We start from the raw sequence: 14959 nt of genomic DNA, 5'->3' as shown, positions 1-14959 counted from the left end.
CCTCGATGCTACGAATGCGTAGCGTCACGCGCTATTCACGACCGGTGAGCATCGTGACTCCGGAGAGGTCGTGTGTCCGCACGCTGTTGCGGTCGGTGACCGAGCGGCCCAGGGCGTGGTGGGGCCACAGGCCCGCGGCCACCCGGCGGCTGCGCTCGCCCCACTGCCGGGCCGCCATGTCGCCGGCCTTGTAGTGGTTGAGGGCGTAGCCGCCGGAGTGGATGCGCAGCAGGGTGAATCCGCCGGGGTACTCCTTGGCGGCGGCGACTTCCTGGTGGGTGACGTGCGGGGCCCGCGCCAGCACGGTGCGCTTGTTGCGGTGGGTGTGGCCCGCATGGTGCAGGAAGACGCCGGGCGCGGCGGCGTAGGCGTCCACGAGGGCGCGCGCCTGGCGGCGGTCCAGTTGCTGGCCGCGGGTCACCGGGAAGACGGAGTCGCGCACGGTCAGCGGATGGTGGCCGAACACCACCGTCGGCTGGTCCGGGGCCTCCCTCAACCGCGCCCGGAACCAGGACAGTTGCTCGGCCCCGAGCCCGCCCGCGTCGGCGCCGTTGCCGGACTTGGCGTAGGTGTCGAGGCCGATGATCCGCAGCCCGCCGAGGTCACGGGCGAAGTAGCCCGGCGAGTCGGCGACCGGGAAGGCCGTGCGGAAGGTGTTGTCCCGGGAGCGGTCGTGGTTGCCGCGTACGACGAAGTAGTCCTGCCCGTGCGTGCCGAAACCGTCCAGAATGCGGCGGGCCTCGCCCAGGTCGTGCGCCGACCCGCCGGCCGAGATGTCACCGCCGGCCAGCAGCAGGTCCGCCCCGCGCCGCCGGGCCTCCTCGACCAGGGCGCGGCCCATCAGCTCCGGGTAGGGCGCGCGCCCCGGCTGCTGGACCACTCCGCGCAGCAGGGGCAGACCGCCGACGAGGCCCGCGGTGGTCTCGCCGAGGTGCAGGTCGTTGCAGAGCGCGACCGACAGCAGATGCCGGCCGGGCGGGGGCTGCGGGGTGGTGAAGGAGTACGGCCCGCCGCCCGAGCCGAATCCGAACGCCGACGTGCCCACCGCGTTGCCGCGCACCAGGTGCAGGGGGGTGGGGGTGGCGGCCACGCCCCGGGAGCGCGCCTGGTAGTAGTACGTCTGCCCCGGCTCCAGGTCCGTGAGTTCGACCTGGTGGTGGGCGGTCGGGCGGCCCTCGGAGGCGGTGCGGTCGAGGTGGGCGGGGTGGGTGCCGTAGACGACCTCGCCCTCGGTGATCGCGGGGAGGGGGTGGCCCATGCCGTCGTTGGTGCCCGGGATCCCGGTGTACCAGGTGATGATGGCGCGGTCCTCGGTGAGGGTGACCAGCTCCAGGTTGACGGCGGTCAGGTCGTCGGGGTGCGCGGAGGCCGCCCGGCGCACGGCGGCCGAGGCCGACCGCAGCAGGGCGGGGGCGAGGCGCGCGCCGGAGCGCAGCACCTCGCAGGGGCCGGGGAAGGCCGACAGTGCTGCGAGAGCGGGGAGATGAGCGGAGAAGCAGCAGCGCATGACATCTCCATGGAAGCAGGGCGCGAGCGCTCTGCGCCGTGAGTGTGCCCAGTCTCACCTGATCCCGAGTCGCGGCCTTCGTCCCGGACGTCCGGTAAAACCCGGCTCAGGAGGGCACCCGACTAGGCGCGGGTGCCCCCGAGGGAGCACCCTGGAAGCAGTTGTTCCGGAGGTGATCGTCATGATGCACACCGCAGTGGGATGGCATGTAGAGCTGGAGTTCCTCGAGGACGACCAGCACACGCGGGCGGCCGCGCTGGTGCGGCTTCCCGACGGCACCGAGGTGCGGGCCCACGGACACGCCACACGGCACCACACCGACGCCAATCAGCCACGGGTCGGGGAGGAGATCGCCGCTGCCCGCGCCCTGAACGAGCTTGCGATGCAGATGCTCACCAAGGCGCACGGGGAGATCGACGCGGCTTCGGGGCGCACCTCGCACCCGATCCACGTCTGACCCGCGCGCTAGGCGAGCGATGCCCGTACCGCCCGTATCAACCCCTGCGCCCTCGGGTCCGCCGTCACCGTCTTGCGGAAGCCGTTCGTCACATAGCCGAACGCGATCCCCGTCTCCGGGTCGGCGAAGCCGAGGGCGCCGCCGCGTCCCGGGTGGCCGAAGGAGCCCGGGCCGAGCAGCGGGGAGGCGGTGCCGTGCAGCATGTAGCCGAGGCCGAAGCGGGTGCCGACGACCAGGACGCGGTCGGGGCCGGACGACTCCTCGGCGCGGGCCAGTTCCACCGCCGCCGGGTCGAAGAGCCGTACACCGTCGACCTCGCCGATCAGCGCCGCGTAGACGCGGGCCAGGCCGTCGGCCGTCGCGATGCCGTTCGTCGCGGGCAGGGCGGCGGCGCGGTAGGCGGGGTCGTTCTGGTCGGGGAAGGGGGTGATCGCGGCGAACGCGCGGCGGGTGAGGGAGTCCGGGTCCTCGTAGGCCGCGGTGACCGAGCGCTTGGGGCGCGAGCGCAGTCCGCCGGCGGGTTCCGGCCCCTCGACGCGGCCGACGCGACCCACCCGGCCCGCCTCCGACTCCGGCAGCCCCAGCCACAGGTCCGCGCCCAGCGGCCCCGCGACCTCCGTCGACAGCCATTCGCCGACCCAGCGGCCCGTCACCCGCCGCACCAACTCGTCCAGCAGCCAGCCGTACGTCAGCGCGTGATAGCCGTGGTCGGTGCCCGGCTCCCACACGGGCGCCTGCGCGGCCACGGCCTCGGGCCCGCGGTGCGGGTCCAGCGCCTCCTCGGGCGTGAGCGGGCGGTCGAGCACCGGGAGCCCGGCGCGGTGGCCGAGCACATGCCGCACCAGCAGCCGCTCCTTGCCGTGCGCCTTGAACTCCGGCCAGTACTCCCCGACCGGCGCGTCCAGGTCCAGCTCCCCACGCCGGAGCAGGATGAGCGGTACGGCGGCGGCGACGCCCTTGGTCGCCGAGCGCACGACCTGCGCGGTGCCGGGCAGCCACGGGTCCGTGCCGTCGACGTCCTTCGTACCGGCCCACAGGTCGACGACCTTGTGCCCGTCCCGGTACACGGCGACGGCGGCGCCCCGCTCCCCGAGCGCGGAGAAGTTCCGCACGAACGCTTCCCTGACCGGCTCGAAGCCCTCGGCGACTGTGCCGTTCACGTCCACGTCCGTCTCCTCGTCCTGCCGCGTGCGCGTGCCCTTCTACCCAAGCAGGATCGTGACGTCGATGTTCCCGCGGGTCGCGTTGGAGTACGGGCACACCTCGTGCGCGGCGTCCACCAGCTTGGCCGCGATGTCCGCGTCCAGGACCGGGAGCGAGACGCTGAGGGCGACCGCGAGGCCGTAGCCGCGGTGCTTGTTGGGGCCGACCTTTAGGCGACAGTGGCGCCGATCAGGCCGTAGCCGGACCGGCGGTCCACCAGCACTCGCGCCGCCGTTGTGGAAGCAGGAGCTTTGACGCCCTCGCCAGCGTGAACGCAGGCGATTCCGGACAGCACCGCAGCGCGGTGCCCCTTGGGTTCCTGCTCCAACGGCCTCTGCCGCCCGAGGGCGGTCTGACAAGGTCTCCACAGGCTTGACTTCCCGCCCGTCCGGCGGTAGTTCCGACAACTCTGTTGTCGGACAAGCCGACTCTAGCCGTGTTGCTGCGATCTATGGGCCCCTGTACCCGGGAGGCGCACCATTGCCACGCTTCAGGGCGGAGTGTCGAACGAGTGTATGAACACTCGGCCGCCGTGCTCGCCCTGTATGCCAGCCGCCACAGCTCCTCGCGCAACCGGGCGACCTCCGGCTCGTCGAGCCCGGTCTCCGCGAGCAGCGCGCCCGGCACGCACTTCGCGCGCTCCCGCAGCCGCTCGCCCTCCCCGGTGACCGCGACGAGCACCGACCGCTCGTCCCGCGCCGACCGCTCCCGCCGCAGCAGCCCCGCCGCCTCCAGCCGTTTGAGCAGCGGGGAGACGGTGCCGTAGTCGAGCCGCAGGGCCGCCGCCAGCTCCTTGACCGGCATCTCGCCGCGCTCCCACAGGGCCAACAGCACGAGGTACTGCGGGTAGGTGAGGCCCAGCTCGTCGAGAAGCGGGCGGTACGCGGCCGTCACCGCGCGCTGGGCGGCGTACAGCGCGAAGCAGAGCTGATCGTCCAGAGACAGCGACCCTGCGTCCTCTTGTTCCGTCACGCGCCCATTGTCACGGAGCGCGGATCGAAGCCGAACGGCAGCTCCAGCCGATGGGCGCGCATCAGCTCGTCGTCCGCGAGGAGTTCGCCGGTCTTGCCGTCCGCCGCGATCACGCCCTCGCTGAGGACGAGGGAGCGCGGGCACAGCTCGAGGGCGTACGGCAGGTCGTGCGTGACCATCAGGACCGTCACGTCCAACGAGCGCAGGATGTCGGCCAGTTCACGGCGGGAGGCGGGGTCGAGGTTGGAGGACGGCTCGTCCAGGACCAGGATCTCCGGCTCCATCGCCAGCACCGTCGCCACCGCGACCCGGCGCCGCTGCCCGAAGGAGAGGTGGTGCGGCGGACGGTCCTTGAACTGAGCCATGCCGACCCGCGCGAGTGCACGGTCGACCCGCTCCTGAAGTTCGGCGCCCTTCAGCCCGGCCGCCGCCGGCCCGAACGCGACGTCCTCACGGACCGTCGGCATGAAGAGCTGGTCGTCCGGGTCCTGGAACACGATCCCGACCCGGCGCCGGACCTCGGCCATGTGCTGCCTGCCGACGGGCAGCCCGGCGACCTTCACCGTGCCGGCGCCGCCGGTCAGGATGCCGTTGAGATGCAGCACGAGCGTCGTCTTGCCGGCGCCGTTCGGCCCGAGCAGCGCGACCCGTTCGCCGCGCGCGATCGTGAAGTCCACGCCGAACAGGGCCTGATGGCCGTCGGGGTAGGCGAAGGCGAGGCCGGAGACCTCCAGGGAAGCAGTCACAGCACCCATCCCAGCAGACAGACGACAAGGGCGGTGAAGGGGAGCGCGAGGGCGTACGACCACTGCGCCCGGGACGCGGTCACCTCGTCGATCACCGGCATCGAACCGGCGTACCCGCGGCTGATCATGGCAAGGTGCACCCGCTCGCCGCGCTCGTAGGACCGGATGAACAGCGCCCCCGCCGACTTCGCGAGCACGCCCCAGTGGCGCACGCCCTTCGCCTCGAAGCCGCGCGACTCCCGGGCGATGCGCATCCGCCGCATCTCGTCGGCGATGACATCGCCGTAGCGGATCATGAAGGACGCGATCTGCACGAGCAGCGGCGGCAGCTTGAGCCGCTGGAGGCCGAGGAGCAGTTCGCGCAGCTCGGTGGTGGAGGCGAGCAGGACGGAGGCGGCGACGCCGAGCGTGCCCTTCGCGAGCACGTTCCACGCGCCCCACAGTCCGCTGACGCTCAGCGACAGCCCCAGCACCTCGACCCGCTCGCCCTCCGCCACGAACGGCATCAGCACCGCGAACGCGACGAACGGCACCTCGATCAGCAGCCGCTTGAGCAGGAACCCGGCGGGCACGCGGGCGACGTACGCGACGCACGCGAGCAGTACGGCGTACAGGCCGAACGCCCACATCGCCTCGCGCGGCGTCGACACCACGACCACCACGAACGCGAACGTCGCGGCGAGCTTGGTGTGCGGCGGCAGGGCGTGCACGGGCGAGTGCCCGTGCCGGTAGAGCCTGTGCGCGTGCCCGGCGCCCATGCCGTCAGACGTTCTCTACGGCGGTGGGCGACGCGTCGGCCGTACGGCGCCTGCGCACCGCCCAGAAGACGCCGGTGCCCGCGACCACGGTCACGCCCACACCGATCACCCCCGCGAGGCCGCCGGACAGGCGCGCGTCGGTGATGTCCTTGACGCCGTAGTCGGCGAGCGGGGAGTCGGCCGCGTCGTGCTCCTCGGTCTTCTTGTCGATGCCGTGGTCGGCGGCGACCTTCTCCAGGCCGTCCGGGTCGGCGGAGGCGTAGAAGCTGACGAACCCGGCGAGGACGAGGGAGGTGACCAGGCCCACGGCCCACACCTTGCGGGAGGAGCGGGCGGCGACCGGGGCGGCGGCCGGCTCGGCGGCGGGCGCGTCGACCAGCTCGCCGCCCACTCGCAGCTTCAGCCGCTGCCGCAGATCACGGGCGCCGTAGACGAGGTCCGGGCGTACGGCGATGACGGCGCCGACGGTCAGCGCGGTGATGGTGGCCTCGCCGATGCCGATCAGGATGTGCACGCCGACCATGGCGGTGGCGACCTTGCCGATCGAGACGTCGGTGGTGCCGCCGACCGCGTACATCAGGGTGAAGGCCAGCGCGGCGGCCGGCACGGACAGCACGGCGGCGACGAAGGAGGCCACGGTGATCGACCTGCGGCCGCGGGGCAGGATCTTCACCAGGCCGCGGAAGGCGGCGTAGGCGACGACCGTCGTGACGATCGCCATGTTGGTGATGTTCACGCCGAGGGCGGTCAGGCCGCCGTCCGCGAACAGGATGCCCTGCATGAGCAGGACGACCGAGACGCACAGCACCCCTGTGCAGGGGCCGACGAGTATCGCCGCGAGCGCCCCGCCGAGCAGATGGCCGCTGGTCCCCGCCGCGACGGGGAAGTTCAGCATCTGCACGGCGAAGATGAACGCCGCCACCAGTCCGGCCAGCGGCGCCGTCCGCTCGTCGAGCTCACGGCGCGCGCCGCGCAGGCTCACGGCGATGGCGGCGGCGGCGACCACGCCGGTCGCCACCGACGTGGGGGCGTCTATGAATCCGTCAGGTACGTGCACCGTTCGATGATAGTGGCTTAATGCGAACCACTTGCAAGAGCGAGGAGCTTGTCCGTGAGTCGATGGGCGCTTTTCGCAAGATATGCGACATTGGAGGGGGAGCGGAGGCGCAGCCTTCGCTCAGGTCACGCAGTGTAAGGGGCCGTCCGATGTCTGTAGTCGAACAGTACGCGCGAGCCCATATCGTCACGGACGCCGACCTCTTGGCCGAGGAACAGGACGCGGTGCCGGTGATCCTGCGGTACGACCCCGAGACCGATCCGCGCGCGGTGCGGGTCCGGCTGCCCGGGCGCGAGGCACACGAGTGGACCTTCTCCCGCTCCCTGCTGGAACAGGGTCTGCGGGCCCCCGCGGGGAGCGGGGAGATACGGGTGTGGCCGTGCGGCCGGGTGCAGGCCGTGGTGGAGTTCCACTCCGCGCAGGGGGTTTCGGTGGTGCAGTTCGAGTCGAAGGCCCTGATGAGGTTCCTGCGGCGGACATACCTGGCCGCCGCACCCGTCGGCCGCTGAGCCTCAGCCGCCCATCTTCAGCAGCGCCGCGACGATCGGGCCCGCGGTCTCCCCGCCGTGGCCGGCCGCCTGGACCACGCCCGCTGCCGCCAGGTCGCCCCGGTACGCGGTGAACCAGCCGTTGGGCTTCTTCTGGCCGTCGACCTCCGCCGAGCCGGTCTTGGCGCCGACGTCGCCGGTGACCCCGGACATCGCCTCGGCCGCCGTGCCGTAGGCGGCGGTGTACGACATCAGGTCGCGCAGCTGGGACAGCGTGGACGCGGACATCGTGCGGGACGCCGTCGCCAGCTGACGTCCGTCGACCTCGGGGGAGACCAGGTACGGCTGCTTGAAGGTGCCCGCCTTCACGGTCGCCGAGACCGACGCCATGTTCAGCGGGTTCATCCGCACCCCGCCCTGCCCGATGAGCGAGGCCCCCATCTGGGCCTGCGACTGGACCGGGACGGAGCCGTCGAAGGTGGAGACGCCGACGGACCAGTTGTTCAGGGAGAGGCCGAAGACCTGCTGGGCCTGCTTGGTGAGGCTGTCGTCGTCCAGCTCGGGCGCCTGGCTGATGAAGGCGGTGTTGCAGGAGCGTGCGAAGCTGGCCTTGAAGGTGCCGTTCTTGATCTCGAACTTGTCGTCGTTCTGGAACTTCCAGTGCCCGTAGGTGAAGTACTTCGGGCAGGGGTGCGGCTTGTCCGCCGACGCCAGGCCCTTCTCGATCAGCATCGAGGCGGTGACGACCTTCATCGTGGAGCCCGGCGCGAGGGAGCCCTGGAACGCGGTGTTGAAGCCGTGCGAGGAGTTCGCGACCGCCAGGATCTCGCCGGTCGAGGGGCGCACCACGGCGACCGAGGCCTTCGACTTCGCCGCCACCTGCTTCTCCGCGGCGGCCTGCAGCGCAGGGCTCAGCGTCGTCTTCACGGTGCCCGGGGTGCCCTTGCTCAGCTCCAGCAGGGTCTTGTCGGACAGCTCGGCCTTCTTGGACTCCTCGCCCCGGACCACCTGGAGCTCGACGCCCGCCTTGCCGCCGGCCTTCTCGCCGTACTTCTCGCGCAGGCTGTCCAGGACCGAGCCCAGCGACGGGTACGCCTTCACCGTCAGCTCGCCGCCGTCCCGGTCGAGGGCCTTGACCGGCGGGGTGCCGGACTCGCCGGTGACCAGGGTGTCGCCGTCCTTCAGATCGGGGTGGACGACCGCGGAGTGCCACTGGACCAGCGGCTTCCCGTCCTCGGCGCGCCGCACGACGGTGAGGGAGCTGTCGTACGCCAGCGGCTTGGTGGTGCCCTTGTACGACACCGTCGCCTTCACGGCGAAGGGGACCTTCGCGCCGGTGCGGGTGCCGGCGGTCAGGGTGACGTCCTTGATGTGGGCGTCCTTGGTGTAGCCGGTCAGCAGGGCCTGCGCGGCCGCCGTGTCGTCCGTGGCGGCGGCCGCCTCGGTCACCTTGCCCTGCTGCCAGGCGGTGAGGAAGTCCCGGGCCGCGGTGGTGACCTCGGTCGCGGACAGCGGCCCGGTCTTGACCGCCTTGGCCTTCTGGTCGCTGCTCGACGACGACCCGGTGTTCTCGGCGGCCGCGCCGCTGCCGAGCAGGGCGTAGCCGCCGAGCCCGGCGCCGCCGAGGACCACGGCGATCATCCCGCCGAGCACGGCGGGGTTGGTCTTCCGTCGCTCGGCGACGCGCCTTCTGTTGCCCACTGCTTTCCGTTCCCTCGCGATTCAGGGGCCCCCGCCGCCCCGCCGACCTCTCGCATACCAACGACGACGACCACCCTAGAGTCCCGTGCCGCGGGGGATAAGTTCAGCCGGACGCTCGTAGCACGGCTGCGACAATCGGCCCCGCCGCGTCGCCGCCGTGGCCGCCCTCCTCGGTCATGGCCGCGGCCGCCACATCGCCGCGGAAGCCGGTGAACCAACTGTCGGAGGTGGCCTGTCCGTCGACCTCGGCGGAACCGGTCTTGGCGCCGATGTCACCGCCGAGGCGGGACATGGCCGGGGCCGCTGTGCCCTGCGTCGCGGTCAGCCGCATCATCTGCTTGAGCTGGGCGGCGGTGCTGGACGGCAGCCCCTTGGCGGTGGCCAGTTGGCGGCCGTCGAGGTCGGGCGAGACGAGATACGGCTGGCGGAACTCGCCGGTGATCGCGGTGGCGGTGACCGACGCCATGTTCAGCGGGTTCATCTCGACCTTGCCCTGGCCGATGGCGTTGGCGGCGCGGTCCGGGCCGGGCGATGGCGGGACGCTGCCGTCGAAGGAGCTGATACCGGTCTTCCAGTCGCCGCGGCCCAGCCCGAACCGCTCCTCGGCCTCCGTCGTCAGCGAGGCGTCCGTGAGCGGTTTCTCGTCGACGAGCTTGATGAAGGCGGTGTTGCAGGAGCGCAGGAAGCCGTTGGCCAGCGTGGCGTTCGCGCTCTCGTCGGGCCGCAGGCCCGTGAGGTTCTTGAAGGTCTGGCTCTGCCAGGTGGCCGTGGGCGGGCAGGGCGCCGGGCCGTTCATCGTGGTCACGCCGTTGTCGATGAGCATCGCCGCGGTGATGATCTTCATCGTGGAGCCGGGCGCGACCCGTCCCTCGAAGGCCGCGTTGAAGGCGTCCTTGCGGTGGTTGGCCACGGCCAGCACCTCGCCGGTGCTCGGCTTGAGGGCCACCACGGAGGACTCGGCGTACGTCTTCACGGCCTTCTCGGCCGCCGCCTGCACGCTCGCGCTGAGCGTCGTCCTCAGCTTGCCCGGCTCGCCCTTGGCCAGGGTCAGCAGCGAGGTGTCCGGTGACTCGTCGGCGCGCCGGATCGACAGCTCGATGCCGGGCTCGCCGCCGGCCTTGTCGCCGTATCTCTCGCGCAGCGTGTCCAGGACCGGGCCGAGCGAGGGGTACTTCTCCTTCGTCAGCACGGTGCCGTCGCGGTCGACGGCCTCGATGGGCGGGTTCGCCGCCTCGCCGGTGACGAGGGTGTCGCCCCGCCTGAGCTGCGGGTGGATCACGGTCGGCTGCCAGTCGACGAGGGCCCGCCCGGTGGTCTTCCCGCGTACGACGGTCAGCTCGCTCTTGTAGGACAGCGCCTTGGACTTGCCGTCGTGGGACACCTTGGCGTTGACCGTGTAGGGCACGGTGGCGCCACTGGCCTTGCCGGGCGTGATCTTCACGCCGGTGATGTGGGCGTTCTCGCTGTAGGAGGACAGCACGGCCTCGGCGGCCGCGTCGTTGTTCGTGTACGTCGAGGCCTGCGCGGCCTCGCCCTTCTCCCAGGCCGTGAAGAACTTGGTCGTGGTCTCCTCGACCTCGTCGGCGCTCGGCGGACCGGTCCGGGCCGGCGCCGGCCCCGCGGCACCCGTCGCCCCTCCGCCGTTCAGCGCGGACATGATGTTGTAGGCGCCGTATCCGGCACCGCCCACCATGACCGCGAACACGCCGCCTATGACGGCGGCCTTGACCCCCTTGGACATGTCCCCTCCCCGTTATGTCCACCGAACTGTAAGTGACATGAGGGAAACCTGGGGGACTTGTTTCCTTTTGGTGTCCGAATGTGTGACCGATTCTTGGCCTACACCCAGGTGTCCAGCCACATCCGTGACCGCCAGTCGTCGATCGGGATCGCCGTGCCCGTGTAGATGGGCCAGAAGTAGATGAAGTTCCAGGCGATCAGGAGCACCAGCACGCCCGCGCCCGTCGCGCCCGCGACCCGGCGGGTGTCACTGGAGCCCGGTGGGCCGATGATCGCGCCGAGGAGCATGGCGACGGCCAGGCAGAGGAAGGGCAGGAAGACGATGGCGTAGAAGAAGAAGATGGTGCGTTCCTGGTAGAGGAACCAGGGGAGGTAGCCGGCCACGACGGCGCAGGCGATGGCGCCGGCGCGCCAGTCGCGGCGGAAGAGCCAGCGCCACAGGATGTACAGCACCGCGAAGGCGGCCACCCACCACAGCAGCGGGGTGCCCAGGGCCAGCACCTCGCGGGCGCACTTCTCGCCCGCGTCGGCGGGGCAGCCGTCCCTGCCGGGCGCGGGGGACTCGTAGAAGTACGACACCGGGCGGCCGACGACGAGCCAGCTCCACGGGTTGGACTGGTAGGTGTGCGGGGACGACAGGCCGACATGGAAGTCGTACACCTGGGACTCGTAGTGCCACAGGCTCAGCCACCAGTCGGGGAACAGCCAGGACCAACTGCTGGTGCGGCCGTTCGCGGTCGCCCAGTCGCGGTAGTAGCCGCCGCTGCCGTCGGTGGGGGAGAGGATCCAGCCGGTCCACGACGCGATGTAGGTGACGATCGCCACCGGCACCGTCGCCAGGAAGGCCAGGCCCAGGTCGTGCCTGAGCACCGCCTCGTACGGGTGGCGGGCGCCGGCGACCCGGCGGGCGCCGATGTCCCACACCACCGTCAGCAGGCCGAAGGCGACCAGGAAGTACAGGCCGTTCCACTTGGTGCCGATGGCCAGACCCAGCATCAGGCCGGCCGCCCAGCGCCAGGGGCGCCATCCCAGGCGCAGGGTCTGGGCGATGTGCGCGTCGGGGCGGACCCGGCCGTCGGCGTCGGCCGGCAGCGCGGCGGCGAGCTTCGCCCGGGTCCGGTCCCGGTCGAGGACCAGACAGCCGAACGCCGCCAGCACGAAGAACATCAGCACCCCGTCGAGCAGCGAGGTGCGTGCCATCACGAAGGCCAGCCCGTCCACCGCCATCAGGGTGCCGGCCAGACAGCCCAGGAACGTGGAGCGGAAGATACGGCGGCCGATGCGGCACAGCATCAGGACGGCGAGGGTGCCCAGCAGCGCCGTCATGAAGCGCCAGCCGAACGGGTTGAAGCCGAACATCAGCTCGCCGAGGCCGATGACGTACTTGCCGACCGGCGGATGCACGACGTACGCCGCGTCGGTCGGGATCTGCACCTGGTCGCCCAGCTTCAGGACCAGGTCGTTGGCGTTCTTGTCCCAGCCGACCTCGAAACCGCGGTGGACCAGCGCCCAGGCGTCCTTGGCGTAGTACGTCTCGTCGAATATCACCGCCTTCGGGCTGCCCAGGTTCCAGAACCGCAGGACCCCGGCCAGCAGCGTGACCAGCAGGGGACCGCCCCAGCCCGAGAAGCGCGCGATGCGCTCGGCGAGCGGTTGCGAGACGCCGAGGAACTGCCACATCCGCGGGCTGGGCTGGACGTACGGCGGCACGAGCCGGTCACGCACATCGCTTCTGGGCGACGCCGTGTAGCCGAAACGGCGCAGCCGCTGCTGCCACGACGGCCGCTGCTCGTGCGGGGCCTGGCCCCGCCGGATGTCCGTGGAGTCCACCGACGACGCTGTACTGGTCACCGCGCCATCGTAGGGAACACGTCTGTGACAGTCGCGTGGATGCGCCCTGCGAGGATGGAAACGTGACAGGAACCCTTGTTTTGGCAGGCACCCCCATCGGCGACGTCAAGGACGCCCCGCCCCGGCTGGTCGAGGAGCTGGCCGGTGCGGATGTGATCGCCGCCGAGGACACCCGCCGGCTCAAGCGCCTCACCCAGGCGCTGGGCGTGCAGCCGGCCGGGCGGGTCGTGTCGTACTTCGAGGGCAACGAGTCGGCCCGTACGCCCGAACTGGTCGAGGCGCTCCGGGAGGGCTCACGGGTGCTGCTGGTGACCGACGCGGGGATGCCGTCCGTGTCCGACCCCGGGTACCGGCTGGTCGCGGCGGCGGTGGAGCAGGACATCCGCGTCACCGCCGTACCCGGCCCGTCCGCCGTGCTGACCGCGCTCGCGCTGTCCGGGCTGCCGGTCGACCGGTTCTGCTTCGAGGGGTTCCTGCCGCGCAAGGCGGGGGAGCGGCTGTCGCGGCTGAGGGAGGTGGCCGGGGAGCGGCGCACGCTGGTCTACTTCGAGGCCCCGCACCGGCTCGACGACACCCTCGCCGCGATGGCCGAGGTGTTCGGCGGTGAGCGGCGGGCCGCCGTGTGCCGGGAGCTGACCAAGACGTACGAGGAGGTCAGGCGCGGCGGGCTGGGGGAGCTGGCGCAGTGGGCCGCGCAGGGGGTGCGCGGGGAGATCACCGTCGTCGTCGAGGGGGCGCCCCAGAAGGGGGCCGAGGAGGTCGACGCCGCTGAGCTGGTGCGCCGGGTTCGCGTCCGCGAAGAGGCGGGGGAGCGGCGCAAGGAGGCCATCGCGGCGGTGGCGGCGGCGGCCGGGGTGCCCAAGCGCGAGGTCTTCGACGCCGTGGTGGCGGCCAAGAACGCGGGGGCGTGAAACGCCGTGTGAGCAGGGTGTCTATCGCATGAGCGCGCGCCCCATGCCGAGGTAAAGCGACCCGGCCCTTTCGGCAAGGAACGTCCAAGTCGGCGCCAATACTGGACAGATGGCGTGCGTTCACTCCTGGCGAGGAGTCCACTGAGTTGTGGGGCGCGAACCGCCCCACCAGCGGACTACAGGAGCTGGCATGAGCGAGATCACAGGGCAGACCGGCCTTCGCAACGGGGCGACCGCCGTCGTGAACGAGTCGTACTCCTTCGCCTGCATGCGCTGCGGGCACGGCTGGGAGCAGTCGTACGAGATAGAGCACCACGTGGACGGTGAGGGCCGCGAGTTCGTGATGTACGTGGCCGACGGCCAGGTCGTGCCGTCGCCGCTGAGCCGGCCCACGTGTCCCAACTGCGACAACCACGTCGTACGGATCATGCGGCCGGGCCGGGTGGCGTCGGTGCGCGACGCGGTGCACCGGCAGCATCGGGTGCCGTCGGCGGGCCCGGTGGAGGTGCCCTCGGTACCGGCCGACGGCACGGCGCCGAAGCAGCCGCACCACTGGCACCTGGCCGACCTGCTGCACGTCTTCCAGCGCAAGGCGAGCTGAGCCGGGCGGCAGGACCCTGTGGCATGCCCCTTTCGTAGGATCGGGGCATGCCTTCGAACGCCGCCGACAAGCACGCCGCCCCGCCGCTCCCGGAACCGCTCCGGGTGCCGGTCGCCGACTCGCACACCCACCTCGACATGCAGTCGGGCACGGTGGAGGAGGCCCTGGCGAAGGCGGCGTCGGTGGGGGTGACGTCCGTCGTGCAGGTGGGCTGTGACGTACGGGGCTCGCAGTGGGCGGCCGAGACGGCCGCGGCGTACGACGCCGTGCACGCGACCGTCGCGCTGCACCCGAACGAGGCGCCGCGCATCGTGCACGGGGATCCGGACGGCTGGTCGAGGCAGGGGGCGCGCGAGCCCGGGGGCGCGGGGGCGCTCGACGAGGCGCTCGCGGAGATCGACCGCCTGGCCGCACTCCCCGAGGTCAAGGGCGTCGGCGAGACCGGCCTCGACTACTTCCGCACCGGGCCCGAGGGCAAACAGGCGCAGGAGGCGTCCTTCCGGGCGCATGTTGAAATCGCCAAGCGGCACGGGAAGACCCTGGTCATCCACGACCGCGACGCCCACGAGGACGTGCTGCGCGTCCTGAAGGAGGAGGGCGCGCCCGAGCGGACCGTCTTCCACTGCTACTCCGGCGACGCGGAGATGGCCAAGGTGTGCGCCCGCGCCGGGTACTTCATGTCCTTCGCCGGCAACGTCACCTTCAAGAACGCCCAGAACCTGCGGGACGCGGTGGCGGTGGCGCCGCTGGAGCTGCTCCTGGTGGAGACGGACGCGCCCTTCCTCGCGCCGGTGCCGTACCGCGGACGGCCCAATGCGCCGTATCTCATTCCGGTCACGGTGCGCGCCATGGCGTCCGTACGGGGGATCGAGGAGGACGCGCTGGCGGCGGCCCTCGGCTCGAACACGGCACAGGCCTTCGGTTACTGAGCGATAACCAAGGGATCACGCTCCCGAGGGACCATCCC

General features: G+C 71.6%; 13 protein-coding genes and 2 pseudogenes. 5 read left to right on the top strand and 10 right to left on the bottom strand.

Annotated elements, in window-relative coordinates; all coding sequences use genetic code 11:
- Nucleotides 1–31: 31 nt before the first annotated feature.
- Nucleotides 32–1507, bottom strand: coding sequence for a metallophosphoesterase (locus tag ACP4J3_RS20260; protein ID WP_426536320.1), 1476 nt, complete (start codon nt 1505–1507; stop codon nt 32–34).
- Between the two features lie 181 nt (nt 1508–1688).
- Here ACP4J3_RS20260 and ACP4J3_RS20255 point away from each other — a divergent pair, with 181 nt between their 5' ends.
- The gene (locus tag ACP4J3_RS20255; protein ID WP_426536318.1) at nt 1689–1964 is read left to right on the top strand and encodes a DUF1876 domain-containing protein; all 276 of its coding nucleotides are present in this window, start codon (nt 1689–1691) and stop codon (nt 1962–1964) included.
- Between the two features lie 8 nt (nt 1965–1972).
- Here ACP4J3_RS20255 and ACP4J3_RS20250 read toward each other — a convergent pair whose 3' ends face one another.
- The 6 genes and pseudogenes from ACP4J3_RS20250 to ACP4J3_RS20225 form a co-directional block, all read right to left on the bottom strand.
- Complete coding sequence (locus tag ACP4J3_RS20250) at nt 1973–3130, bottom strand: serine hydrolase domain-containing protein (RefSeq protein WP_426536316.1); 1158 nt, start codon at nt 3128–3130, stop codon at nt 1973–1975.
- Between the two features lie 36 nt (nt 3131–3166).
- Nucleotides 3167–3418 (bottom strand): annotated as a pseudogene (locus tag ACP4J3_RS20245) (organic hydroperoxide resistance protein); the annotation flags it as partial.
- 274 nt (nt 3419–3692) lie between these two features.
- Nucleotides 3693–4139, bottom strand: a pseudogene (locus tag ACP4J3_RS20240) (MarR family winged helix-turn-helix transcriptional regulator); the annotation flags it as partial.
- Entirely contained in the window at nt 4136–4894 is a 759-nt protein-coding gene (locus ACP4J3_RS20235) for an energy-coupling factor ABC transporter ATP-binding protein (RefSeq protein ID WP_426536314.1), read from the bottom strand. The pseudogene ACP4J3_RS20240 and the gene ACP4J3_RS20235, both read right to left, overlap by 4 nt.
- The gene (gene cbiQ, locus ACP4J3_RS20230; RefSeq protein WP_426536312.1) at nt 4882–5643 is read right to left on the bottom strand and encodes a cobalt ECF transporter T component CbiQ; all 762 of its coding nucleotides are present in this window, start codon (nt 5641–5643) and stop codon (nt 4882–4884) included. Before cbiQ ends, ACP4J3_RS20235 begins: the two co-directional genes overlap by 13 nt.
- Nucleotides 5644–5647: 4 nt before the next feature.
- Complete coding sequence (locus tag ACP4J3_RS20225; RefSeq protein ID WP_426536310.1) at nt 5648–6700, bottom strand: energy-coupling factor ABC transporter permease; 1053 nt, start codon at nt 6698–6700, stop codon at nt 5648–5650.
- 149 nt (nt 6701–6849) lie between these two features.
- On the opposite strand from ACP4J3_RS20225, the gene ACP4J3_RS20220 reads away from it, so the two are divergent.
- Nucleotides 6850–7209, top strand: a complete 360-nt coding sequence (locus ACP4J3_RS20220) for an SsgA family sporulation/cell division regulator (RefSeq protein ID WP_426536308.1) — start codon at nt 6850–6852, stop codon at nt 7207–7209.
- Nucleotides 7210–7212: 3 nt separating this feature from the next.
- On the opposite strand, the gene ACP4J3_RS20215 is transcribed toward ACP4J3_RS20220, so the two are convergent.
- The 3 genes from ACP4J3_RS20215 to ACP4J3_RS20205 all read right to left on the bottom strand — a co-directional run bounded on the left by ACP4J3_RS20215 (nt 7213) and on the right by ACP4J3_RS20205 (nt 12480).
- On the bottom strand, nt 7213–8889 hold the full coding sequence (locus tag ACP4J3_RS20215; RefSeq protein WP_426536306.1) for a penicillin-binding transpeptidase domain-containing protein: 1677 nt from the start codon (nt 8887–8889) through the stop codon (nt 7213–7215).
- 103 nt (nt 8890–8992) lie between these two features.
- The gene (locus ACP4J3_RS20210; protein WP_426536304.1) at nt 8993–10630 is read right to left on the bottom strand and encodes a penicillin-binding transpeptidase domain-containing protein; all 1638 of its coding nucleotides are present in this window, start codon (nt 10628–10630) and stop codon (nt 8993–8995) included.
- 98 nt (nt 10631–10728) lie between these two features.
- Nucleotides 10729–12480: a dolichyl-phosphate-mannose--protein mannosyltransferase gene (locus ACP4J3_RS20205; protein ID WP_426536302.1), complete on the bottom strand. Its 1752-nt coding sequence runs from the start codon at nt 12478–12480 to the stop codon at nt 10729–10731.
- A gap of 62 nt (nt 12481–12542) precedes the next feature.
- Here ACP4J3_RS20205 and rsmI point away from each other — a divergent pair, with 62 nt between their 5' ends.
- The 3 genes from rsmI (at nt 12543) to ACP4J3_RS20190 (ending at nt 14921) form a co-directional block, all read left to right on the top strand.
- Nucleotides 12543–13391 carry a 16S rRNA (cytidine(1402)-2'-O)-methyltransferase gene (rsmI, locus tag ACP4J3_RS20200; protein WP_426536300.1) on the top strand — a complete coding sequence of 283 codons (849 nt, stop codon included), beginning with the start codon at nt 12543–12545 and terminating at the stop codon, nt 13389–13391.
- A 190-nt stretch (nt 13392–13581) separates the two neighbouring features.
- Complete coding sequence (locus tag ACP4J3_RS20195) at nt 13582–13992, top strand: hypothetical protein (protein WP_426536298.1); 411 nt, start codon at nt 13582–13584, stop codon at nt 13990–13992.
- A 47-nt stretch (nt 13993–14039) separates the two neighbouring features.
- Entirely contained in the window at nt 14040–14921 is an 882-nt protein-coding gene (locus ACP4J3_RS20190) for a TatD family hydrolase (RefSeq protein ID WP_426536296.1), read from the top strand.
- Nucleotides 14922–14959: the final 38 nt, after the last annotated feature.

The organism is Streptomyces sp. UG1 (genome assembly GCF_049974585.1).
Taxonomy (GTDB): domain Bacteria; phylum Actinomycetota; class Actinomycetes; order Streptomycetales; family Streptomycetaceae; genus Streptomyces.
The sequence above is the reverse complement of the archived record's forward strand: the minus strand, read 5'-3'. Positions and strand labels throughout refer to the sequence as shown.